The organism is Kitasatospora sp. NPDC127060 (genome assembly GCF_042724935.1).
Taxonomy (GTDB): Bacteria; Actinomycetota; Actinomycetes; order Streptomycetales; family Streptomycetaceae; genus Kitasatospora.
In genome coordinates, this window is sequence record NZ_JBHXEG010000032.1 from 55,833 (window position 1) to 77,826 (window position 21,994).

At 71.7% G+C, this 21,994-nt stretch carries 22 protein-coding genes; 12 read left to right on the forward strand and 10 right to left on the reverse strand.

Annotated features, from left to right (window positions below):
- Nucleotides 1–195: 195 nt before the first annotated feature.
- The 5 genes from ACFWIS_RS19485 (at nt 196) to ACFWIS_RS19505 (ending at nt 7,022) form a co-directional block, all read left to right on the forward strand.
- Nucleotides 196–612, forward strand: coding sequence for a pyridoxamine 5'-phosphate oxidase family protein (locus ACFWIS_RS19485; RefSeq protein ID WP_380523925.1), 417 nt, complete (start codon nt 196–198; stop codon nt 610–612).
- 559 nt (nt 613–1,171) lie between these two features.
- The gene (locus ACFWIS_RS19490; protein WP_380458034.1) at nt 1,172–1,879 is read left to right on the forward strand and encodes a hypothetical protein; all 708 of its coding nucleotides are present in this window, start codon (nt 1,172–1,174) and stop codon (nt 1,877–1,879) included.
- A 345-nt stretch (nt 1,880–2,224) separates the two neighbouring features.
- Nucleotides 2,225–3,352, forward strand: a complete 1,128-nt coding sequence (locus tag ACFWIS_RS19495; RefSeq protein WP_380458032.1) for a GNAT family N-acetyltransferase — start codon at nt 2,225–2,227, stop codon at nt 3,350–3,352.
- Nucleotides 3,349–4,524, forward strand: a complete 1,176-nt coding sequence (locus ACFWIS_RS19500) for an acyl-protein synthase (RefSeq protein WP_380458030.1) — start codon at nt 3,349–3,351, stop codon at nt 4,522–4,524. The genes ACFWIS_RS19495 and ACFWIS_RS19500 overlap by 4 nt, the downstream gene beginning before the upstream one ends.
- The gene (locus tag ACFWIS_RS19505) at nt 4,521–7,022 is read left to right on the forward strand and encodes an acyl-CoA reductase (protein ID WP_380458029.1); all 2,502 of its coding nucleotides are present in this window, start codon (nt 4,521–4,523) and stop codon (nt 7,020–7,022) included. The genes ACFWIS_RS19500 and ACFWIS_RS19505 overlap by 4 nt, the downstream gene beginning before the upstream one ends.
- Nucleotides 7,023–7,112: 90 nt before the next feature.
- Here the strand turns inward: ACFWIS_RS19505 and ACFWIS_RS19510 are convergent, their stop codons facing one another.
- From ACFWIS_RS19510 to ACFWIS_RS19520, 3 genes are read right to left on the reverse strand one after another with little or no spacing between them, the layout of a single operon-like run.
- Nucleotides 7,113–8,366: a phenylacetate--CoA ligase family protein gene (locus ACFWIS_RS19510; protein WP_380462327.1), complete on the reverse strand. Its 1,254-nt coding sequence runs from the start codon at nt 8,364–8,366 to the stop codon at nt 7,113–7,115.
- Nucleotides 8,363–9,127, reverse strand: coding sequence for a tyrosine-type recombinase/integrase (locus tag ACFWIS_RS19515; protein WP_380462326.1), 765 nt, complete (start codon nt 9,125–9,127; stop codon nt 8,363–8,365). Before ACFWIS_RS19515 ends, ACFWIS_RS19510 begins: the two co-directional genes overlap by 4 nt.
- Nucleotides 9,128–9,135: 8 nt before the next feature.
- On the reverse strand, nt 9,136–9,543 hold the full coding sequence (locus ACFWIS_RS19520) for a hypothetical protein (RefSeq protein WP_380462325.1): 408 nt from the start codon (nt 9,541–9,543) through the stop codon (nt 9,136–9,138).
- A 135-nt stretch (nt 9,544–9,678) separates the two neighbouring features.
- Between ACFWIS_RS19520 and ACFWIS_RS19525 the strand changes: the two genes are divergently transcribed.
- From ACFWIS_RS19525 to ACFWIS_RS19535, 3 genes are all read left to right on the forward strand, one after another.
- Nucleotides 9,679–9,870, forward strand: coding sequence for a hypothetical protein (locus ACFWIS_RS19525; protein ID WP_380462324.1), 192 nt, complete (start codon nt 9,679–9,681; stop codon nt 9,868–9,870).
- Nucleotides 9,871–9,904: 34 nt separating this feature from the next.
- Complete coding sequence (locus tag ACFWIS_RS19530) at nt 9,905–10,045, forward strand: hypothetical protein (protein WP_380462323.1); 141 nt, start codon at nt 9,905–9,907, stop codon at nt 10,043–10,045.
- A 126-nt stretch (nt 10,046–10,171) separates the two neighbouring features.
- A complete protein-coding gene (locus ACFWIS_RS19535) occupies nt 10,172–10,399 on the forward strand; it encodes a hypothetical protein (protein ID WP_380462322.1) in 228 nt (75 codons plus the stop codon).
- Nucleotides 10,400–11,320: 921 nt separating this feature from the next.
- Here ACFWIS_RS19535 and ACFWIS_RS19540 read toward each other — a convergent pair.
- From ACFWIS_RS19540 to ACFWIS_RS19555, 4 genes are all read right to left on the reverse strand, one after another.
- Nucleotides 11,321–13,456 (reverse strand): hypothetical protein, encoded by a 2,136-nt coding sequence (locus ACFWIS_RS19540; RefSeq protein WP_380462321.1) that lies wholly within the window; start codon nt 13,454–13,456, stop codon nt 11,321–11,323.
- Nucleotides 13,457–14,275: 819 nt separating this feature from the next.
- A complete protein-coding gene (locus ACFWIS_RS19545) occupies nt 14,276–15,610 on the reverse strand; it encodes a glycosyltransferase 87 family protein (RefSeq protein ID WP_380462320.1) in 1,335 nt (444 codons plus the stop codon).
- Between the two features lie 196 nt (nt 15,611–15,806).
- Entirely contained in the window at nt 15,807–16,664 is an 858-nt protein-coding gene (locus ACFWIS_RS19550; protein WP_380462319.1) for a hypothetical protein, read from the reverse strand.
- On the reverse strand, nt 16,661–17,176 hold the full coding sequence (locus ACFWIS_RS19555; RefSeq protein WP_380462318.1) for a SigE family RNA polymerase sigma factor: 516 nt from the start codon (nt 17,174–17,176) through the stop codon (nt 16,661–16,663). Before ACFWIS_RS19555 ends, ACFWIS_RS19550 begins: the two co-directional genes overlap by 4 nt.
- Nucleotides 17,177–17,682: 506 nt before the next feature.
- Here ACFWIS_RS19555 and ACFWIS_RS19560 point away from each other — a divergent pair.
- A complete protein-coding gene (locus ACFWIS_RS19560) occupies nt 17,683–18,219 on the forward strand; it encodes a flavodoxin domain-containing protein (RefSeq protein WP_380462317.1) in 537 nt (178 codons plus the stop codon).
- Between the two features lie 239 nt (nt 18,220–18,458).
- Nucleotides 18,459–18,665: a hypothetical protein gene (locus ACFWIS_RS19565; RefSeq protein WP_380462316.1), complete on the forward strand. Its 207-nt coding sequence runs from the start codon at nt 18,459–18,461 to the stop codon at nt 18,663–18,665.
- Between the two features lie 21 nt (nt 18,666–18,686).
- On the opposite strand, the gene ACFWIS_RS19570 is transcribed toward ACFWIS_RS19565, so the two are convergent.
- The gene (locus tag ACFWIS_RS19570; protein WP_380462315.1) at nt 18,687–19,745 is read right to left on the reverse strand and encodes a hypothetical protein; all 1,059 of its coding nucleotides are present in this window, start codon (nt 19,743–19,745) and stop codon (nt 18,687–18,689) included.
- The gene (locus tag ACFWIS_RS19575) at nt 19,742–20,617 is read right to left on the reverse strand and encodes a terpene synthase family protein (protein WP_380462314.1); all 876 of its coding nucleotides are present in this window, start codon (nt 20,615–20,617) and stop codon (nt 19,742–19,744) included. The genes ACFWIS_RS19570 and ACFWIS_RS19575 overlap by 4 nt, the downstream gene beginning before the upstream one ends.
- 305 nt (nt 20,618–20,922) lie before the next feature.
- Here ACFWIS_RS19575 and ACFWIS_RS19580 point away from each other — a divergent pair, with 305 nt between their 5' ends.
- Nucleotides 20,923–21,132, forward strand: a complete 210-nt coding sequence (locus ACFWIS_RS19580) for a hypothetical protein (protein WP_380462313.1) — start codon at nt 20,923–20,925, stop codon at nt 21,130–21,132.
- A 133-nt stretch (nt 21,133–21,265) separates the two neighbouring features.
- Nucleotides 21,266–21,421: a hypothetical protein gene (locus tag ACFWIS_RS19585; RefSeq protein WP_380462312.1), complete on the forward strand. Its 156-nt coding sequence runs from the start codon at nt 21,266–21,268 to the stop codon at nt 21,419–21,421.
- 293 nt (nt 21,422–21,714) lie between these two features.
- Here the strand turns inward: ACFWIS_RS19585 and ACFWIS_RS19590 are convergent, their stop codons facing one another.
- Nucleotides 21,715–21,990 (reverse strand): transposase, encoded by a 276-nt coding sequence (locus ACFWIS_RS19590; protein WP_380462328.1) that lies wholly within the window; start codon nt 21,988–21,990, stop codon nt 21,715–21,717.
- Nucleotides 21,991–21,994 lie beyond the last annotated feature (4 nt).

The window sequence follows — 21,994 nt, forward strand, 5'->3', positions numbered from 1 at the left end:
GCGGGGTCCGGTCAGAACCGGGACCGCTGCGGGAAGTGGAGCGGCCCGGGCGGACGTCACGCGCTGCCGCGGCCGGGCACCCCGTCAGGCCACGCGGCAGGCGGACACGGGGCAGCACGGCAGGGCCGCACCGGCGCCGGTCGGGAGCGGGCGAACGCCCTTGAGCGGACGTGGTGTTGGTGCTTCACTGTGCGGATGATCAGCGAAGTGAGCCGGGCGACCGTCGAACTCCCGGCCAGCACAAGGGCGTTCCTCGCCCGCCCGGACACGGCCACCCTCACCACACTCCGCCCCGACGGCACCCCGCACGTCGCCCCCGTCCGCTTCACCTTCGACCCGGCCACCGGACTGGCCCGGGTGACCACCCGGGCCAGGGCCCGCAAGGCACGGAACGTGGCGTCCACGGGAGCGGAGGCCCGGGTCGCGCTCTGCCAGGCGGACGGCTTCCGCTGGGCCACCCTCGAAGGCCGGGCCACCGTCACCGACGACCCCGAGCGCCTGGCCGAGGCCGTCCGCCGCTACACCGCCCGCTACCGCGCGGCCCCACCCGCCCCACCGGACCTGGTCGTCCTCGAGATCGCCGTCGACCGCGTCCTGAGCCTCAACCTCTGAACCCCCCCCCGTACAGAACGAATCCCCGTACCGAAAGCGAAGTGACACCGCGATGCCCACCCTCCCCGTCCTCGACTCCACCCTCCCCTACCGCGAGTCCGGCGCGCCGGCTCCCGGCGCCTCCGGGCCGCCGGGGGCTGCTGCGAGCTGCCGGAATCCACCAGAGGCGCTCACGCCAGGTCCATCTGCTGCATGCCGCATCCGACTTGATGGACCGTCCCACCATGGGCCGTGATCGTCGCCGGGATCCCGGGAAAGAGGTTGCGTGCCCGGCGAATCCCTCCCGCCGGTTTCCCTTTTCCGGTTCCACCGTCCTCGGCCGGCCGGAAATCCTCGGCGAGAACTCCGACGGAATTGCCGTTCACGCCGTGAACCGGGTTCGGAGCCACCTCCCACCGGATGACGGCCCGGAGCAGCAGCTCCGGCGCAACGCCCGGGCCGTTCCCGAACGCCCACCCGACCCGACCAGTGGGGCGGTACAGTGCAAAGATCGTCCGTGTCCTGATCGCCGGCGCACCCGCCCGTCACGCACACGCACACGCACACTTCCGGGGGAACGATGACGACACGCACCCGCACACTGTCCACCGCCACGGCCCTGGCCGGGGCCGCGGTACTCCTGCTCGCCGGATGCGGCAAGAAGGACGTGCCCGCCCTGGACTTCGGCTCCGCGCAGCCGTCGGGGAACCGGCTCACCGCCCAGCCGCCGTCGGGTCGCTCGCTGGCGCTGGCCCAATGGCCGCACGCCTGCGAGGTGCTGGGCGACGCCGAGATCAAGGCGATCCTGCCGCAGGCCGCCGGCATCAAGCGAAAGCCGGTCAAGGTCACCGTCATCAACTTCAACCCGCTGGCCGAGGCGGACCCCGGCACGACGGGCGACGCGCCCGACGCCGGCTGCAAGTTCGGCTTCGGCCTGCCCGACAAGTACGAGAGCGACAGCAACAGCAGCGTCACGCTCACCTTCACCGCCGTCGCCGACCCCGCGCTCGTCGCGAAGGGCTACGCCAAGGACCTGGCCCGCGCCCGTGAGGACGCGACCAAGTACCACAAGGAGTTCCAGGACCTCGGCACCTCACTGGGCCCGCAGGGCTGCTACACCGACGACCTCGCCAGGGGCAACCTGACCTGCCACCAGGGACCGTACGAGTACGAGCTGAGCGGCACCTCGACGGCCGGCGGCGTGGGGGAGTACCCGAAGGCGGACCGGACCTGGAGCGACAAGGTGCTGCGCCAGGTCGCCCGCACCCTCAGCGCGCGCATGCCCTGACGGCGGCGAACCGGCCCGCCCGGCATCCGGCCGACCGCCGGCGGCGGTCGGGCCGACACCGCCGGAGGAACCCTGACGACCGGTCGGCGAACGGCCGGACAACGTTCAGCGGAAGTTCATTGGTTCAATTTCGTACGTATTTCGCGTGCTTGTGATTCTCGTCGCATCCAAGCCTTCTGACGGCCTTTTAGCACCGTGACGGTCCGGTGCACCGTTGCGTGAGCGTTACTGTGGTGGAGCGGCAATGTGGCTGCTCGGACCGGGCACGTCTTGCTTGCGACTCAAGTTTCTTTCGTGGTGCGCGTGCGATGAACCGTGTTCGTGCCGCCTTTTGGGAGAGGCGACTTGGCCCTCGAATTCATCCCGGCCCGTCCAGACGACGTGGACGGTCTGTTGACGCTCTACCGCCAGGTGTACGGGCGGAGCTACGCGCTGCCGCTCGGCACCGACCCCGAGGTGATGGCCCGTGAGATCGCGGCCCCGGACACCACCTGGCTGGTGGCCCGGGAGCCCGGCGGCGACCGGCTGCTCGGATCCATCCTCGGCACGGTCGACCCGGCCGCACGGATCGGCAAGCTGCAGGGTCTGGTGATCCACCCGGACGCCCGTGGGCTCGGCGGGGCCAACCTCGCCGTCCAGCATCTCGCCGACCAGCTGCTGACGGGCGACCACCCGGTCGACTCCGTGTACGCCACCGCCCGGACCGACACCACCGCCCCGCAGCGCATCTGCCTGAAGTCCGGCTTCCGCGCACTCGGCGTGCTGCCGAACCTGCGCAAGGCCGCCTGGCACGAGACCATGGTGCTGCTGGCCAAGCACCGCGCGGGCGTACTGGAGCAGCGGCTCCCGGTGTACAAGGTCCCGTCCGAACTCGGCGGGCTGGTACGGGCGCTGGCGGACGTGCCGGGGCCCGCGCAGCGCCCGGAGCTCGTGGACGAGCCGCTGCCCAGGCCGAGGAAGGGCGGCAGCGTCGTCCGGGAGCTGGAGTTCATCGACGCGCCGGCCTTCGTGAGCCGCCGGTTCGACGGGCTGGAGGAGTGCTTCTACCCGTTCCACGAGCCGAACGTCATGCTCTCCGCCGCCGACGGCGCCTACGAGGTGTACGCGCACCTCAGCCCCGCCGACGGGTACTGCACGCTGATCGGCATCGAGCTCGCGGAGATCGGCGAGGAGCTCGACACCATCACCGACCGGCTGGCCGCGCACGGCGCCCGGTACATCGAGGCCCTGGTGCCGCTGGACAGCTACCACCTGTTGCGCCGGCTGCTCGGACACGGCTTCCTGCCGGTGGCGGCCTACCCCGCCATGCGCCGGGAGGGCGAGGGCTTCCGCGACCATGTGGTACTCGCCCGGATCCTGCAGCCGCTGGACTTCCGGGACCTGGCCATCGACTCCGCGTTCCAGCCGTTCACCGAGCAGTACATCGAGCTGTGGAAGAAGCAGCACCTCGACACCCACGGGATATTCCGATGAACACGTACCTCCAACCGGTCTCGGTACCGGACCCCGAAGCACTCGCCCACGTACAGCAGCTGGTCGACCTGGCCGAGCCGTACCGCGCCGGGGACGACGTGGACGCCCTGTTCACGGCGGCGATGAACGAGATCAACGCCTGGCACGCCGAGCGCTCGCCCTACTTCGGCAGGCTGTGGGAGGCCGAGGGGCACCTCCTGGAGTCCATCGAGGAGCTCCACCGACTGCCGTTCGTGCACGCCAACTTCTTCAAGCTGCACGAGGTGCTGTCGCTGCCGCGCGAGGAGACGCTGCTGACCCTGACCTCCTCCGGCACGACCGGCCAGAAGTCGCAGATGGCCTTCGACGACTTCACCCTGCGCAACGGCCAGCGGATGGTCGCCCGGGTCTTCGACCACTACGGCTGGATCAGGTCCGAAGGCGATGAGCCGGTCAACTACCTGCTCTCCAACTACCAGCCCCGACCGGGCCTGAACCTCGGCACCTCGTTCACCGACGAGTACCTGTGCCACTTCGCTCCCGTCCGCTCGGTCGAGTACGCGCTCAAGCACACCGGCAGCGGCCACGAGTTCGACCCGTTCGGCTGCGTCCGCGCGCTGATCCGCTTCGCCGAGGAGGGCGCGCCGGTCCGGATCCTCGGCTTCCCCGCCTTCCTCTCCTTCACGCTGGACCGGATGCGCGAACTCGGCCTGCCGCCCCTGCGGCTGAACCCGGAGTCCCTGGTGGTCTTCGGCGGCGGCTGGAAGGGCAACGCGGACAAGCAGGTCGCCAAGCCGGAGCTGTACCGGCGCATCCACGAGCAGCTCGGCATCCCGGACGGGCGGATCCGCGACGGCTACGGCGCGGTGGAGCACTCCGTCCTGCACATGGAGTGCCCCAACCACCGGCTGCACGTCCCGGTCTGGGCCCGCCAGCTGGTCCGCGACGTGCGCACGCTCCAGCCGCTGCCGTACGGCGAGAGCGGCTACCCCCAGTTCATCTCGCCGTACATCACCTCGGTGCCGGCCCAGTCCGTGCTGATGGGCGACCTCGTCACCCAGCACGCGCCGGAGGAGTGCGGCTGCGGCCTGCCCACGCCCTGGTTCGAGGTGCACGGGCGGGCTGGGCTCAGCCGCAACCGCAGCTGCGCCGTCGCCGCCGCCGAACTGCTCAAGACCGAGGGGAAAAAGTGACTCAGCACTACTGGCAGGGCGCGTGGGTGGACGACGCGGAGGCGGCGGCCCGCCTGGAGCGCCTCGACGAGTACGCCGCCGGTGCGCTGGCCGAGCGGCTCAGCCCGATCACCGTGCTCGCCGCCTGCGACCGCCTGGCCGTCGCGCTGGCCGACCCGGCGGGCGAGCACCACGTCAAGCTGGCGGGGCTGCTGCGCGAGGCGGGCGTGCCCGAGGACGAGACCTCGCGGACGATGCACGACCTGACCGAGGCGCTGTCCCGGGAGGCGTTGGAGGTCAAGCTGACCCGCGAGCTCGGCGGCATCGACCCCGGGCGGCTGGCGCGCTTCGACTTCCGCCGGGAGATCTTCGAGGGCTGGCTGCCGGTCGGCCTGCTGGTGCACATCGCTCCCGGCAACGCACCCGCCGCCGCGGCGCTCACCGTGGTCGAGGGCCTGCTCGCGGGCAACCTCAACGTCGTCAAGACCAGCGGCGAGGGTCGGTTCACCCATGAACTGCTCGCCACCCTGGCCGAGTTCGACGGCACCGGGGCGATCGCCCGGCAGGTCGTGGTGCTCGGCTTCCCGTCCTCGCGCACCGACTGGCTCCAGCGGCTGTGCGCGGCCGCCGACGCCGTCGCCGCCTGGGGCGGCGAGGAGGCCATCGCCTCGATCGCCGCGCTGATACCCGCCGGCTGCCGGCTCGTCGACTGGGGCCCGAAGCTCTCCTTCGCGTACCTGACGGCCGACGCCTGGTCCGCCCCCGAGACGCTGGACGGCATCGCCGACGACATCTGCCGCCTCGAACAGCAGGCCTGCGCCAGCCCGCAGGTGGTGTACCTGGACACCGAGGACGAGGACGAACTCTTCGCCTTCGCCGAGCGGTTCGCCGCCGTGCTCGCCGCCCGCGCACCCGCACCGCAGGACCGGGAGCAGCTGGAGAGCGCCGAGATCACCAACACCGTCCTGGTGGCCCGGCTGGAGGAGCACCTCGGGCTCACCAAGGTGCACGCCGCCCCCGACGCGAGCTGGCACGTGCTCGCCGACACCCGCAGCGCGCTGCGCGCCTCGCCCCTGCACCGCACGGTCTGGGTCAAGCCGCTGCCGCGCAAGCGGATCGCCGAGGTGCTGCGCCCGATGCGCCGCTACCTGCAGACCGCCGGGATCGGCGCGAGCCGCACCGACACCGCGGAGCTGGCCGGCGCGGTGCTGGCGGCGGGCGTCCAGCGGGTGACGGTGCCCGGCGGAATGCTCGGCAGCTACGACGGCGAGCCGCACGACGGCGTGTACGCGCTGCAGCGCTACAGCCGCCGGGTGGACGTCCAGCTGGACGGGCGGTTCACCGGCGACGCCTGCCTGGACGACCTGGTCGGTGCGCGCGCACTCACCCCTCCGGCGGTCGCGGTGACCGCCAAGACCGAGTTCGAGCAGCTGCAGACCGACCTCAGCCGTGCGGAGGTCTTCTTCCGCAGCGGCGGCAGCTCCGGCGCGCCCAAGCTCTCCGCGTTCAGCTGGGACGACTACCACGAGCACATGCGCTCCGGCGCGGAGGGCCTGCTGGCGGCCGGGTTCGACCCGCGGACCGACCGGGCGATGAACCTCTTCTTCGGCGGGCAGCTGTACGGCGGGTTCTCCAGCTTCTTCTCGGTGCTGGAGACGCTCGGGGCGGTCCAGTACCCGATGATGGCGCAGGACGACCACGCGGCGGTCGCCCGGTCGGTGGTCGAGCACCGGGTCGACACCCTGTTCGGCATGCCGAACTACCTGCTGCGGATCTTCACCGAGGGTGCGGACCTGCTGCGCGGGTACCGCGGTGTGCGCAAGCTCTTCTACGGCGGCGAGCACTTCCCGGCCGGCCAACGCGAGTGGCTGCGCGAGGAGTTCGGGGTCGAGGTGATCCGGGCCGGCGCGTACGGCAGCGTGGACGCGGGCCCGCTCGGCTACCAGTGCCCGGACGCGCCGGAGCGGGTCTACCACCTGTTCAGCGGACTCCACACGCTGGAGATCCTCGACCGCGAGGAGGACCGGCCCGCGTCGGCGGGCGAGGCCGGGCGGCTGGTGTTCACCGCGCACACCCGGCGCGGGCAGCGGCTGGACCGGTACGAGATCGGCGACCTCGGGCGCTGGCTGACCGAGGACTGCCCGTGCGGTCGGCGCACCCCGCGTTTCGAACTGCTGGGGCGCTTCGGCGACATCTTCCGCAGCGGCAGCCACTTCCTCAACTACCGGCGGTTCGTCCAGGTCGCGGAGGAACGGCTGGAGCACCACGGCGCGCTGCAGATCCTGCTGGACGAGGACGACGCCGCCAACGAGACGCTGACCGTCCGGCTGGAGGGCCGGCCGCAGGACGGGCCGGGCGTCCGGGAGTTCCTGGACGGGTACCCGGACCTCGCGGCGGCGGTGGAGCGGGACCGGCTGGTGGACCTGCGCGTGGAGTGCGTCCCGGCCGCGGACTTCGCGCAGACGGCGGCGAGCGGGAAGCTGCTGGCCGTGGTGGACCGGCGGTCCAGGAACCGCTGACGTTCCCAAGGGCGCGGGGCCACCGCGCGAGCGGCCGTGCATCGTGGGAAGATGCACGGCCGCTCGCGCGATTCTCCCAGCGCGCGGACGTCAGTTCGCGCGCTGGTCGACGAGGCGGATCAGTTTGCCCGTGCGCGGGTTGATGTCCAGTCCGTCCGGTCCGACCCACTCGAAGGCGAGTGGGTGGATGTTCTCCTTCCGGACTTCCGCGCCGAACATCGGCCGGGCCTCGTCCAGCACGGCGAGCAGCTCCCGCTCGAAGTCGGCCGAGCGGGCCGGGCCGGCCAGCCGCAGGAGCAGTTCGTCCTTGGCCTCGCGGTGCCGGAGCACGACCTGCAGGTCGGCGACCGCGCCCTGCCGGTCGGCCCGGGCGGCCATGGCGCGCAGGTCCTCCAGGTAGACGGTGACCACGCCGACCCGGGCGCCCTCCTCGGAACGGCCGAGCAGCCGGAAGCGGCGTCGCGGGTAGTCGACCCACTCGGCCATGTCGCCGACCGGGTAGCGGATCACCGGCATCAGACGACGCACCAGGTCGGTGGCGACGACCCGGCCCGCACAGCCCTCCTCGGTGATCGGCTCGCCGGTCTCGGGGTCGAGCAGCTCGATCACCTTGTCGGTGGTGAACACCTCGTGCACCCGGGTGTCCGGCTCGTCCGCCACCGGCCCGGCCAGGATGCCCGCGTCCACACTGGCGTAGCCGATCGAGCGGACCCGCGCGTTCGGGAATGCGGTGGCCATGAGCGCCAACTGGTCGCCGTAGAAGGCTTCTCCGGCGAAAAGTGCCAGCCGGACCTGCGGCAGCGTCCCCACGGTCTCGGTCACCTCGCGGGCCAGCCGGCACAGTGAGGTCGGCGGTGCGGCGATCACCGTGGCGCGGAAGTCCCGCAGGGTCTCGACGGTGTAGTCCAGTGGCGCCGCACCGCCGATCGGCAGTTGCACCAGCGGTACCGGCGCCTCCTGGAAGGCGTTGAGGGTGAAGACGAAGCTGGAGTACAGCTCCCCGGCGTAGAACAGATTGGCCGCCCGGTCGCCCGCCCGCACCCCGGCGGCGGGCAGCCCGCCGGCGAAGCGCCGGGCCATCGCACGCCACTCGTCGCGGGTGTAGACCGAGACGCGCGGTGCGCCGGTGGTGCCGCCGGTCTTGAAGACGATGCCGTCCTGGTGCGGGCCGGTGAGCAGACCGCTGTGCTCGATGCCGTGGGCGCCCCAGTAGGCGGTGTGGTCGATCAGCGGCAGGGCAGACAGGTCGGCGACGTCGCCGGGTAGTCCGGCGTAGAGGTCGCGGTAGAAGGGCGAGTGCCCGCGTACATGGGCCAGGAGATCAGCCAGCTGATGATCAGTCATGTCATCCAAACCTGCGATGTGATTGCCTGTTGATCGTAACCGCATCGCCGCGGGCCGGACGCCGTGCCACCCGGCCGGGCACGGCCGGAAGCGGACCGGTGAGCGGCGACTGAGCGGTGCTTGCGGCCCTTGCCCTCGCAGCGGACGGACGAGCCCTCGCCGAGCGTGACGTCGTCGCGGTCCAGGCTGGTGACTTCGGACACGCGCAAGCCGGTCTGAACGGCCAGGGCCAGCACCGCCTTGTCCCGTCGTCCCTCCCAGCGCCGCGGGTCCGGTGCCGCGAGCAAGGCGTCGACTTCTGCTGCCGTCAGAAAGGTCACGTTCCGCTTGTCGTAGCGTTTGGGCGGGATGTCCAGGACGCGCTGGATCAGGAGGGCGTGTTCGGGGTGCTGCAGGGCGGCGTAGGAGAACTGCGAACGCCGCGCTGCGCGGCACCGAGGGGCGCCGAGCATGCGGCGCTGCAGGGCGCGGGAGCCGGGTCCGAAGCAGGCGGTGACGGGGTGACCGGTGGTGAGGGCGAGGGTGCGGGCCTGGAGGGCGGCGTCGAAGGGGTGCCGGGAGGGCATCAGGGCGACGCCGGTGCCGCAGGGCGTGCGGAAGCCGTGGGCCGCGGCGACGGCGAACACCTGGTACGGGTCGCCGCCGCTGCCCTGTCCCTGCCACAGGCGGTGCGCGGTGCTCCACTGGGTGAGGGCGGCGAAGGGCAGGATCTGATCGCCGCGCTGGGGGTCGAAGGGGACGAAGACGGAGTATTCGGTCATGGCGGCGGTCACCGCTCCCCGGCCGGGGAGGACGGCAGCGCGGGGGAGGGCAGCGCGAGGGAGGGCAGCAGCCAGGGCGCCGGGGTGCCGTAGCGGTGGCGCAGCAGGTGGGCGAGGAGGCCCGGCACGCCCGCGGCGAAGTCGTGCTTGTCTCCGAGGGTCAGGGCTCCCCGCTCGTCGAGTCCGGCGTGTGACCCGATCAGCGCAGTGCACAGGTCGGCCGCGCGGTCCGCGCCCGCGTCGAGCAGGAACTGGCCGTCCCCAGCCAGGCCCCAGAAGGCGCCGAGGGGGCCTCGGACGGCGGAGCGCGCGACCGCGACGGCTGCGGCGCGGGCGGTGTCGGCGTGGCTCCGTTCGCCGGTGCGTCGGCCGAGTTCCAGGAGGAAGGCGCGCCGATTCCGGCCGGGCCGGCCCACCAGCCGTGGCGCCGGGGGCCTCTGTCCGGTCCTTCGGGCCACCAGGCGGCGAGGGCAGGGGCGTCGGGTCCGGACGGCGGTTCCGGGGATCCCCCCATCGTCCGCCGGATACCGGCCACGAATGAGGAGTGCGTCATGCTGCTCGGGCTCCTGCGCACCCGTGTGCGCCCGCACCTACGGCCGGTCGGACTCCTGCTGCTGCTCCAGCTCGTCCAGACCGCAGCGGCTGTGGCGCTGCCCCGGCTGAGCGCCGTTCAGGCCGCCTGCACCGGCGGCGTCCTGCTGATCGGCAGCAGGGTCGCGGCCGTCCCTGGGGCACCGACTTGACCCGGGTATCGGTGGCTTCGGCGCCCAGCACGCGATGGCGGTCAACGAGACGATCGCCGCGTTCGTCCTGGGCGTCAGCGCGCCCGAGGCCGCGGGCGGGGCCGGCACGGTGCGCTCCTGGTCGACCGAGGCCGCGCGGTGGTGTGGGAAGGCCCCGGCCGGCAAGCGGCTCTGACGGAACAGGTGCTCCCTGTGATGTACCAGACGGCTTCCCCGCCAGGCGCAGCAGCGTGTCCCATGTTCGAATCCCAGGGGGCCGCCAATTTGGTCTCCGTCAGGACGTTCCGTCAGGAGCAGAACCATGTCAGTGCACCGCTGCATCGCAAGAGCCGTCACCACCGTCACCACCGTCATCATCGGCGCGGCTCTGCTCACCGTCGTGCCGGCAAACGCGGCGTCGCCTGAAACCACCCGAAGCACCCGCCTCTGCGACGAGGCCATCCGTATCGTCATCACGGAAACCGTTCATGCGTTTGGGGTGGAGACCATCACTGACCAGGCCCTCCAGATCGTCTGCGGCAACGACTGACGCGTCACGATCGCGGCGAGTGCCAGGCCGGTGCGGTGCGTCCCTGAGGATTCCGGGGGGCCTTGTTGCGGTGCGCAGGGCTCTGTGGACTGGGGTTTTGTTGACCAGGTGAGATCAGGTTTCGGGGCGATGGCCGGTCAGTCCGGTGGGTGTGGGCTGGGGCGGTGATCTTCTCGGTCCCGTCGACGATGGCGGCTTCGCGGCTTCGCGGCTTCGCGGATGAGCCGGGAGAGGCTGCCGATCCGGCCCCGTGCGGACAGCGACGCGTTCCCACCCCAGCACGGTGAGCTCGTCGGACTTGGCCTGTTCCCCGCTCGGCGAGCGTGCGCGAGAGCGGGTCGTACTGCGGCCGCGGCACCCCCGCCGCGCCCTCCCCGCGGACGAGCCCGAACTCCACTTCCTGGACGTGCCGCTGCCCAGGCAGGGAGATGCCTTGACCGGCATCGCCGGGGAAGGCGACGTCAACGCGGGCGGCCACGCCGTCGCCGCTGGCGGTTGCGCTGTCGATGGTGATGCTGGCGTCTGGGCTTCGTCCAGCAGACCGATCAGCAGAGCGGGAGTGTCCTCGGCCGACCCGAGCTCCGCCCATGGCGTGTCGAGCAGCACGGTCCTGAACGGGCCGCCGAACGTGATTGCTCGTATCGGTGACTGCCCTGCGCGAAGAGGGCCTTCGCCTGATCATCTGCTCCTGCCAGGCAACACGTGATTCGGCGTACTGCCTGTCACCGTCCGTCGGAGCGCGTGCCGGTGCCCTGGGAGACAGGGCACCGGCAGCGTGCTGTCAGGTGGGGGTGTCGGTGGCGACGGCTTGCTGTTCACGGAGGGAAGCGGAGGGGGTGTGCCGCTCCGGGGCTGACCCTTGCGGTGGGTGTCCGGGCCGGGTGACACGCCGTGGGGAGAACCCGCTCGACGCGCCGCTGATCAGGGCTTGGGCGGCGGTCCGCCTCCGGTGGTCGTGAGGGTGAAGTCGTCCTGGTCGACGACCCGTTGGGTGCGGTAGAACGCGCCGAGCAGGCTGCCGCTCCTCTTGTTCTGCGCGTCGTCGATCATGCAGACGCTGTAGCCGGCCGGGCCGGTGGCGATCGGCAGGTCCGGTACGTGGCAGTACTCGTGGACGGTCCGGCCCGGGCCGTTCGACAGGGCCGAGCCCTGGTACGTCGAGGCGAACGGGTACTCGTCGCAGGAGCGGTTCGGGAGCTGCCGGGCGGCGTAGACCGGGCCGGAACGGGGGCAGGACATCTGCCGGTTGATGTCCCGCTTCACCTGGTCGGTCAGGCGGCGCAGCGGACGGCCCGCGCCGCCGGGAAGGCCGGAGCGGATGGCCTCCTGGACGTGCCAGGTCTGCTCCGGCACGAGGGCGGTCAGCTCGAACGTGGGGGTGGAGCCGGGTACCACGCAGCCCTGGCGGTACTTACGGGCCATCTTGAAGGTGGAGTCGCAGCGGAAGCCGCTGTACCGGTACGTCCCGCTGTTGGAGGCGGTGACGTCGGGCGCGAGGTTGCCGAGGTTCCAGGTGATCTGGAAGCCGGGGCTCCACTGGGTGTTGTCCGGTTCGCTCTGCTGTTTCCAGGTGACCACGAAGGTCTTGACGCTGTTGGGGCTGACGGGCGATCCGCTGGTGGGGCCGTCCACGCTGTACGCGCCGGAGCCGTAGCCGAGGTACGTCGGCTGGTACACGAAGGTGGGCTTGCCGACCTTGCCCGTGAAGTTCCCGAACTCGACCCGGAACTCCTGCTGGAGCGCGCCGGACTTGTGCGAGCTCAGGATCCCCGACTTCACGGCGTACTCCATCCTCCCGATCTCGGCGCCCTTGGTGTCGCGGACCCTGACCGCGAGGTTGGACCAGGTCGCGCAGGCGTGCTTGCGCTGCACCTTCCAGCGGCTGTCGAACGGCTCCCTGGTGCACCACTCGGGGATGAACCGGCCCTGGGTGTCGGGGCCGTCCGCGATCGGCAGGTCCCGTACGGTGCGGGACGCGGTGGTGACCGGGCCCTCCTCCGTGCAGGACTCGCCGGCCCGGCAGGGCTCCAGGCTGCCCGCCTTGTCCTGGGTGGTCGTCGTGCTCACACCGAGGCCCGCGTCGTCGGCGAAGTCCTGCCAGGTCACTGGTTCGGGCTCGTCCGCCTCGGTGTCACCGCCCTCGTCGTCGGGGACGTCCGCGGCGACGGGGTCGGTGGGGAAGCCCATGGTGCCGAACTGGAAGTCCTGGTCCCAGGAGGAGCCGCGGGGGCGCTGGTCGGCGACCGGGTAGCCGTAGGGCCCGCGTTCGTAGCCGGAGAGGGTCCACTTGTCGAGCAGCCCGCCGCTGACGGGGTGCGCGCCGTAGGCGGCGGTCCAGTAGATCATCCCGTGCTCGAAGCGGGCGCCCCGTCCGATGCCGTCCGGGGTGCCGAACTCGTCGCCGACCGGGTAGCCGAGGTAGCCGGTCTCCCAGCCCGCCTCGCCCCACTTGTCGCGGATGGCGCCGCGGACGGCGTAGGCCTCGTTGAGCTTCCAGTAGATGGTGGCGTTCTCGAAGTACTGGCGGCGCCCGATGTTGTCCGGGTTCACGATCTCGTCGGAGGTAGGGTAGCCGAGCGGGCCCGCCTCGTAGCCGTTGCGGGCCCAGGCGGCGAAGAAGTGGTTGACCACCGGGTGGGCGCCGCCCTGCGGGGACCAGTAGATGGGGCCGTTGACGAACTCGGTGCGCTTGCCGTACCCGTCCGGGTTGGTCAGCTCGTTTGACTTGGGGAACGACAGGAAGCTGTTCGGGCCGCCGAGTTCGTTGTACTTGTCGCGGATCGCCCCGCACACTTCGTACGGTGCCGGCCAGTACACCTGGCAGCCCGGGGCGGCGTCCCGGCGGGCCTCCAGGATCTCGGCCCGGTCCGCGTCGGCCTTGCTGAACCCACCCGGCACGTCCTCGTGGTCCGAGCGCATCTGCCCGGGCGCCACCTGGCCCCTCGGGGCGGCGGTGGGATGCCAACCAGACTCCGCGGGCGCCGCGTTGGCGACCGCGGTGCTGCCCGCCATCGCGATCGCCATGACCACGGGCAGCAGCAGACGCCGCATCAACATCACAGATCCCCTTCCTCGGGTCCGCCGAATGACGGCTTTGCCGCTCGAGGACAGTAGACCTCTTGTGCACTGTCCATGACAGTCCCTCGCCCGGGTGAATCTCGGGCCTCCCGGGCTTGCTTCGCCCCCCGTTCAGGACGACGGACCGTCGTGGTGGGCGCTACGTTAGGTGCTCGGTGGTGGGGTGGTCAGGACGAGGCCAGGACGATCGGGCCGGCCGTCAGGGCCGACCAGCAGGGGTGGTCGGTGACCCGGCCCCAGGCGTCGAGAACCGCTCCGGCGATGATCTTCACGTAACACTGCCGGTTCCTCCGGCGGCACGCTGACAGCGAATCGCCGAAACAGGCACCTGTCCAGATCCCGCGCAGCCGGCCGCCGCCTGGCCGACGTCGACCCACCCCGCACCCCGGCCGCTGCCGCCCGCCCGCGGCACCGATACCCGACCTCACCCCGGGCCAGGCCACCGGCCGGACCACGCCCACCGACCGGAACCAGGGCGAAGCACAAGGCCATCGGCTACGTGGGCGCGATGAACATCCAGGGTGCCGTGAACGCGTGCTCGGGCAGCCGTGTGGGGTACGTGCAGGACACTGCGGGACGCCGGTGCCCCTTCAACCGGCACGGGTGCACCAATCCCATCGGCGGGGCGACACTGTCCTTGATCGTTTTCAGCGGTCGGCCGGGCCCGCCGGCCGCCGGCCTGTCGCCGTCCGCAGACCAACCGTTCGCCAGGCACGAAGGCGTCATAGTCCTCCTGACGCCGAGGCCGTGGTGCACGTGATCAGCCGCTTCCACACACCAGCCCCGGTACGCCGGCGCTCAGGCGGCGTCGGGGGCGCAGCGGGCCGACGGGATCGGCCGAGGGGCCGGCGGCCTCGTGGTGCGACTGGCGAAGCCGGACGCCGCAGCAGCTGCATCCCGGAACTCGCGGTCGGTGGCGCGGAGTACGGTGATCAGCGCCAGGAGCATCAGCACGCCGTGGGCCGGCATCGACAGGTACGGCGCTACGCCGGGCGCGATGAACTTCAGGTAGCTGCCGAAGGACGAGAGCTGGACCAGGACCGGCAGGTACCAGAGCTGCCGCGGGCGTTGGGAGGCGGCGAGCACGCTGAGGATGTCCGCGACGTAGAAGTAGCGCTCGTGCATGGACGGCAGTAGGAAGGGCACCGTGATCGCGGAGGCGGTGGCCAGCAGCAGGACAACCGGTGCGGTGGGTCCTGTGCGCGCGTTGCCCCCGGTGCGGTCCTCCGGTCGGGCCTGGAGCGTGCGCCGTACGGCCCGGACCGCCGGCCAGGTCAGTGCCAGGACCAGCAGGCCCGCGACCAGGACGCCCGCCCGGCGCACCGGGTCCTCCTCGCCGTACGGCACCGAGACGAACTGGTAGACCGTCGGCGCGTTGAGCGTGAGGTCCTTGTAGGTCCCCGTCTGCCGCACGTACACCGTCAGCAGCTGCCAGGGGTCGGAACCGAGGAGGACGGCGGGGACGTCGAGTGCCACGTATGCGGCCGGGACGGCCAGCAGGCTCCGCCACGGTATCCACCGGGTCAGGACGGCGACGAGCAGCAGTGGGAACAGGAAGACCGCCTGGAGCTTGAAGGCCAGGGCGATCCCGAAGAACGAGCAGGTCCACCAGGGGCGCCCGCGCAGGAGATGGTGGACGCCTGCCACCAGGAAGGTGGTGAAGACGGCGTCGGACTGGGCCCACCAGCCGCTGTTGGTCACGACCGTGGGCAGGAACAGCACGATCACCGCTGCGGTGAGCGCCCGCCGGGGCCGGTGCGGCGACTGCCGTGCGACGATGCGGTAGGCGTAGGAGGCGAGTGCCAGGTCGAAGAGGATCGACAGGCACTTGACGCCCTCCATCGCCGGCACCGGCAGGTAGGTGAGCGCGGCCATGAGGTACAGGTAGGGGACGTTGTAGTCCGAGAAGTCGGTGTTGCCGAGGGCGCGGAACCCGCCCTGCTCCGTGATGTACCGGTACCAGGGACCGAGGAAGCGGTACCAGTCCGGCGATTCGTACTCCAGCAGCAGGAACCGGAGTAGGAGCGCGGACGCCACCGCCGTCACCGCGGTCAGGACCAGGACCGTCGAGTCGGCCCGGTCCGGAGGCGGTCCTTCGTTCCGGCGTGGTTCCTCAGCGACTGTCTCGGACATCGGTCTCCCGTTGGGCTGGGCGGAAAGGTTCGCGCGTCGGGGCACCTGTCGCGCCCGGGGCATGGCAAGGCCGCGGCGGGGCGCCCGTCGCGCGGCCCGCCTGTCGTGTGTTCGTTGTTCCTCAGGGCCGCCGGCCGCCGTGCTCCTCAGGAGTCGGCGTGGCGCCGGCGCTTCGCGTCAGCCCTTCGCGTCGGGCTCAGCGGACCTCGGCCACCCGGGGGCCGTACTTCGCCTCGATCTGCGCCGCCGCGGTCTGCCACTGCGGCGTGTCGACCACCACTCCGGTGCCGTCGATGGCGAGGGTCACCGCCTCGATCTCCACACCCTTGGCCCGCCAGTCCTCCCGGTCCGCTCGGATCCGGGCGCCGAACGCCAACAGCTCGTCGCGCGAGCCGGCCGCGACGGCGTACTGCAGCTTCACCGTCGGCCAGTCGGTCAGCGTCGAGGCCGCCGCCGCGTCCAGGCCGCTGCCGGGGACCCGCATCACGTAGAGCGTGTTCGTGCTCGTGTCGCTGCAGGTGCCGAAGTAGTGGTCACGGTAGCTCGCCATCGCCATGTACTCGATGGCCTGACCCGCCCGTTCCAGGTCGGACTGCGCCGGCGTGGCGTACGACAGCGGTGACGGCGAGCCCGAGAGCTTGGGCCGGGACGACGGGGCACCGGACGATGTGGGCCCCCCCGGCGACGGGGAGTCCGGCAGCACCTGCTTGCCGTGCTGGTGCAGGCCCGGCGTCCGCCAGCCCGTGGGTCCGTTCGCGCACTCCAGGATCACGGCGACCGAGCCCGTCGTTCCCGGTGCCGGGCCGACCAGACCCACGCCCGCACCGGCCGGGCCCGTCCTGGAGTCCCCGGAACCGCTGCCCAGCTGTGTCAGGGCCCCCGCCCCGACGACCAGCACCGCCACCGCTGCCGCGCCCCGCAGGGCCCTCTGCCGCCGCGCCCGCCGCCGCCCGGCCGCGTGCAGCTCGGCCAGCGGCGCGCTGCCACCGACCCATCCCGCATGTTCTGCGAGCCGGCCCGCCAGCTCTTCCTCGAATGCGGCCTCAGCGCTCACGGCCCCACCAACTCCCTTGCCAGTTCCATTTCCTGCCGAAGCGCCTTGATCCCGCGCACCAGGTGCGTCTTCGCCGTAGGCAGCGAACACCCCAGTTCCTCCGCCACCTGCGCGACCGGCAGATCCAGGTAGTAGCGCAGCACCACCGCCGCCCGCTGCCGCCGCGGGAGCCCGGCCAGCGCCGCCGCCAACTGGTCGTCCCACCCGCTCTCCTGGACCACCGGCCTGTCCGGCAGAGCGGAGGTGAGCTCCTCCCGTCTGGTCCGGCGCCACCGCGAGACATGGGTGCGGACCATCGTCGTGCGGACGTATCCCTCAGCGGCCCCCGCGTCCCGGATCACCGACCGCTTCGGGTAGACCTGCACCAACGCGTCGTGAAGGAGGTCCCGGGCGTCATGAACGTTCCCGGTGATCAAGTACGCCCCCCGCAACAGGGTCTGGTACCGCGCCGCGACGAACTCGTCGAACGGGTCGGATCGGCAGCCCCCCGGGCGCCTCAGTTCGCGCTTCATACTCCTTGGACGCACCACCCGCCGAAAACGGATGACAAGGCCTCGATGTCAATTTCCGCAGGCCAGTGTGACGGGCGGCTCCGTACGGTCTTCGGCTCCGTCTCGTCATCGGCGGTAGCGCCGTGTAGTGATCACTGGAGGAGGATGCGGTGGCGGAGCGGACCGAGCCCGCCCGGCCGGGCGGCGAGCACCATGTCCTAGCGACGGGATGCCGCCGTTAGCGTGGGCCCGCTGAGGAGAGGATCGTGGAACACGAGCGATGCGGCCCCGCGCGGTCCCGCAGGTTGACCGTAGGAGGCGGGCCGACGCCCGACCGGGACCACTCGAAAGCGGGGGATCCGACGAGAGGCATCCGCCGTTTCCGCCCAGCGGCGAGCGGCCCGGTGGCGCGGGACGGGATCGGGGCCGCTCGACCCGGGATCGAGGCCGGGGACTCCGGAACACCGCAGGGCACAGCGTGAAGACTTTTCATCCCCAGGGGGACAGCGACGGTCCGAGGAGGCGCCGTGGTGGTTCTGGTCGGCTATGTGAGTGCGCACGGATCCACTCGGGAGATCGCCGAACGCATCGGCACCCGGCTGGCCGAGTCCGGATGCGCTGTCGAGGTCCGGCCGCTCGACTACATGATGACCGTGGACAGGTACGCGGCGTTCGTCCTGGGCAGCGCAGTCCACAGCCGGCGATGGCTGCCGGAAGCAGCGGCCTTCCTGCAACGCCATCGCGACGCGCTCGCACACGGTGGGGTCTGGCTCTTCAGCGTCGGTATGCCCGCCGCGCTGCGGGGGCCGTGGCGCAGGTTCGCCGGGCGCGAGGAGGCGATCGTCCTCGACGCGCTCGCGCCGGTGCCCGGCCTGCGTGGGCACCGCCTGTTCTCCGGTGTCGTCACCCGTGAACAGATCGGCCGGGTGGGCGCGCTCCTGCTCCGCCTCCTGGGCGGCCACCCCGGGGATTACCGTGACTGGGAGGCCGTCGACGCCTGGGCGCGTGAGATCGCCGGTGAGCTCCTTGCCGCCGGGAGAGGGAAGCCGTCCGCCGGCTACTGAGGTTTTCGTTCTGTCGTCGGATAGTGACAGTTGGTGATCCCTGCGGTGGGCCGGTGGGCCGGTGGGCCGGTGGTATGCGGTACGCGCAGGGTGGGGCCTGACCGCTGAGCGGCGGGCGTTTCGTGAACAGGTGCGGCCGGAAGCCGCCGGCCGGTTCGAGGCCGGTGGGAAGACCGCGGTGATCGCCCGTGATCTGCGGGTGAGCGGACGGCCGGTGGAGCGCTGGCGACGGTCCTGGCGTGAGGGCGGCACCGAGGCCGGGACGGTCGGGACCGCGATCGGCCAGGGCCTGCGCCTGGCGTTCACCGCCGCCGACCCGACTGACCTACGGCTTCACCCGCACCCCGCTGCCGGAGCCGTACCTGCGCAACCTCGGCCGCTTCGACCTGATCCGCAACATCAGCACGCTGATGGGCGAGCCGGGCTGGGACCTCGCCGGCGCGTGACCTTGTGCGTTCGGGGGCTTGTCACTGCGGATCGTCGGCAAGGTGCCACCACCAGGCGATGGCGGGCAGGGGGAGCGGGGCGAGTGCGGTGGTCGAAGGAACCGGCCGGTTGGGCCGTAGGTCGGGTTCGGCCGCTCCCGCGTAGCGGTGGGATTCGGCGACCCAGTCGATGCCGGTTCGGATGAAGCGGTCGAGGTCGACGAGGTGGCGCGCGAGCGGTGGGTTGCAGGTCGGCAGGATCCGGGCGCGCAGGGTGAGGTAGAGGTGCATGATGCTCCCGTACATCTCCGCCGCTCTGATGACGGCCTCGGCGAGATCGCAGTCGTCAGCGTGGCGGATGACGGTGAGCAGGTTGTTGCCGTGCTCGTCGCGCCGGTCGCGCAGGTGGCCGATGATGTCGGCGCCCCAGGTGCCCAGGGTGGCGGCGATTTCGGTGAGGGCCTGGACCGGTCGCAACACGAGGTCGCGGGGCTCGACCTCGTAGCCGTTGGCGACGGGGGCCAGGGCGATGAAGGCGAACATGCCACCGCTCTTGAGCCGCAGCAGGGCGTACTCGTCGAGGGTCATGGTGCCGCCGCGGGCATCGACGGCGGCGCGCCACGGTTCGGCGGACAACCAGATGTGGATGCCGTCGGCCCAGCGGGCGACCTGCACGGGGGTGGCGCAGGCGTCGAGGCGGGTGCGGATGTCGTGCAGGGCCACCGCGTAGCGGTCGTCGGGATAGAGCTGGGTCTCGGGCACCTCCAGTGCGCGCCGGATGTGGGCGAGGGCTTCGGCGAGGTCCCCGGGGCGCAGGCCGAGGCTGCCCTCGTCGCAGTACTCGTCGTCGAAGGCGAGGTTCCAGGCGCACAGGTCGGCGGTGATGGCCAGGACTTCGGGCGTGGCGGCGGGGAGCAGGTAGGAGGCCATCCGGCCGCAGCCGGAGCGGGCCAGCCGCGCGCGGGCGAGGGGGCTGTCACCGAGGCGGAAGCGGTGCAGCCAGGCCGCGGCAGAGGCGTCGGCCTGGGCGGAGAGCGGATGGATCGCGACGGGCAGGGGACAGTACAGGGCGGGCAGCGGCTGCGGAGTGCCGGGGGTCATCGGCCGTCGCTTTCGAGGCAGTCCCACCACCAGGCGATGGTGGGGATCGCGGGTGCCGTCCCGGCGTCCGGCTCGTGGGAGCGGGCGTCGATGCGCATCCGGGCGGCGATCGGTACGGCGGAGCCGGTGGGGACGTCGCGGTAGCGGGTGCTGACGACGGTGAAGTCGAGGACGGCGGCGATCATCAGGCCGAGTTCGCCCAGGTAGCGGCGCAGCGCCGGGGAAGCGGCGCCGGCGGTCTGCTCGCGCAACAGGACGAAGAGCCCCATGGTCTGGTTGCGCAGTGCGACGGCCTCTGCGAAGGCCTGCTCCAGGGTGCGGCCGTCGCGCCCGGCCAGGACGCCGACGAGGTGCTGGTCGGCGGTGCCACGGATGCTCTCCTTGCTCCAGGAACCGATGTCGTTGTCCCAGGCGCACAGCTGGCGGGCCATCTCGGTGAGCGCGCGCACTGCGGGAGCGGCGAGTTCCTCGGCTTCCAGGTGGTAGCCGCTGACGATCTCGAAGAGGCTGGCGTTGACGCTCATACCGGAGGCACTGATCCGCAGCGCGGTGGCCAGGTTCAGGTCCGGGCGGGCACGGGCGACGAGGTTGGCGCCTTGCCAGAGCCGACCGAGGGACCAGATGCGCATCGCCTCGGCGACGCGGGCGAGCTGAGCCGCAGTGGCCCATCGGCCCAGCCGCGAGAGCACGTCGACCAGCGCCGCCGCGTGCGGGTCGGCGTTCAGCGGCGGCGTGCCGGGGGCGTCGAGCAGGCGTTGGAACATGCCGCGCTGGGCGGCCGTGCGCAGGGCGTGCTCGGCCGAGGTCGGGTCGGCTTCCAGGATGTCGTCGATACTGACCTGGAGCAGCACCAGATCCGTCGCCGCCGTCACCCCATGCAGGCGCAGGCCACCGGACGATGGCGCTCCGGCACGGTGCCGACCCACAACGACAGGGCTTCAACACGGTTCCGTGGGGATCAGCACAATTGCAGCTCCCACCGGCGCCGTGCGCAAGACGCGCGGGCGGGCCCATGGAATCGCCGGCGGCGAGCCGGCCGTCACCGTCGATGCGAACGGCACCCCCCGCCCGCGGCAGCAACAGCCTGCCCCCGCCCGCCGACCGGTCCTCCCGGGGCCTCGTGGAACGCGTTCCACGAGGCGGGCAACGAGCCGCCCGAGTTCACCTGCAGCATCCGGTGCTGTTCCGCACCAGGGTCCGCGACAACGACCCGGCCTTCGCCGTCCGGGAGCCGGCCGACCGGACGGACGCCGTGCCCGTCGTCGCGACCACCCTGGAACTGCTGGCCGAGCACGGGCCGCTCGGGCCCGTCCGGTGGCGTTTCGGCCGTTCGGGCCGGCACTGCCTCGTCGAGGCGCTGGAGAACCCGGACAACCGGGCCGCCTAGGAGTCGCGCCAGGCCGCCCGTGAGGAGCGCCTGGAAAGGGAGGCCGAAGAACAGCGGGAGGCCGCCCGCACGGCCCAGCGCCAACCTGCTGGTCCGCTGCATCGCTCAGGGCCGGGCCGAGAGCGAACGCCCAGTGGCCAGCCCGCGCCGACTCGTCCGCCTCGTACTCACCCGCCCCGACCGGTTGCGCGACAAGGAGACCGACCTGCTCGAGATCCTCATCACCGCCTGTCCGGAGATCCTCCTCGCGTCGGCGGGGGTCAGCCGGCGAGGCAGCGCGGACGCCTAGCTGTGCTGAGCTTGACTCTGTCGGTGATCTTGGTTGCTGCTGTGTCAGCTGACGGCTCGCCAGGAACGTAGGCGCGGGATGTCCTGCTGATCGAGGTACTCCTGGAACGCTGGCGGTGGCCGAGCACCACAGCCAGACCGGTTGCGGGTCCCGGCCGCCAGGCAGGTGGTCGACCTCCAGGCGGACCGACGTGCCGTGCAGGACTGGCAGTTCTTCTTCTGGATGTTCCAGCCAGGGGCCGCGGTGGGTCAGCCTGGGGTGCATGCGGTCCCAGGTCCTGGCCCAGGCCTGCCCTAACAGGTGGTGTCCGTGGCCGTGGTGACGTCCGGTTCGTGCCAGCTGTCGGGCTTGGCGAAGGCCAGGACGCCGCCGTGCCGACGCGGCCGGCCGCCCTTGGGGCCGGAGCGAGTGGGGCCGGCGTCGCGGAGCGTGACGCGGTCCGAGCGCAGGCGCCCGACGAGGACGACGGGCAGGTCCGCCATGGCGTGGGCAAGGTGGGCGACGTTGTAGCCGGAGTCCATGACGATCCAGATCTGCGGGTCACCCGTCTGCCACTGCCCGGCATGCACCAAC

Excerpts from the sequence above, each read along its gene's own strand:
- ACFWIS_RS19485 (WP_380523925.1), top strand. The coding sequence starts at position 196 with ATGATCAGCGAAGTGAGCCGGGCGACCGTCGAACTCCCGGCCAGCACA.
- ACFWIS_RS19490 (WP_380458034.1), top strand. The coding sequence starts at position 1,172 with ATGACGACACGCACCCGCACACTGTCCACCGCCACGGCCCTGGCCGGG.
- ACFWIS_RS19500 (WP_380458030.1), top strand. The coding sequence starts at position 3,349 with ATGAACACGTACCTCCAACCGGTCTCGGTACCGGACCCCGAAGCACTC.
- ACFWIS_RS19510 (WP_380462327.1), bottom strand. The coding sequence starts at position 8,366 with ATGACTGATCATCAGCTGGCTGATCTCCTGGCCCATGTACGCGGGCAC.
- ACFWIS_RS19515 (WP_380462326.1), bottom strand. The coding sequence starts at position 9,127 with ATGACCGAATACTCCGTCTTCGTCCCCTTCGACCCCCAGCGCGGCGAT.
- ACFWIS_RS19525 (WP_380462324.1), top strand. The coding sequence starts at position 9,679 with ATGCTGCTCGGGCTCCTGCGCACCCGTGTGCGCCCGCACCTACGGCCG.
- ACFWIS_RS19530 (WP_380462323.1), top strand. The coding sequence starts at position 9,905 with ATGGCGGTCAACGAGACGATCGCCGCGTTCGTCCTGGGCGTCAGCGCG.
- ACFWIS_RS19535 (WP_380462322.1), top strand. The coding sequence starts at position 10,172 with ATGTCAGTGCACCGCTGCATCGCAAGAGCCGTCACCACCGTCACCACC.
- ACFWIS_RS19540 (WP_380462321.1), bottom strand. The coding sequence starts at position 13,456 with ATGTTGATGCGGCGTCTGCTGCTGCCCGTGGTCATGGCGATCGCGATG.
- ACFWIS_RS19545 (WP_380462320.1), bottom strand. The coding sequence starts at position 15,610 with ATGTCCGAGACAGTCGCTGAGGAACCACGCCGGAACGAAGGACCGCCT.
- ACFWIS_RS19555 (WP_380462318.1), bottom strand. The coding sequence starts at position 17,176 with ATGAAGCGCGAACTGAGGCGCCCGGGGGGCTGCCGATCCGACCCGTTC.
- ACFWIS_RS19570 (WP_380462315.1), bottom strand. The coding sequence starts at position 19,745 with ATGACCCCCGGCACTCCGCAGCCGCTGCCCGCCCTGTACTGTCCCCTG.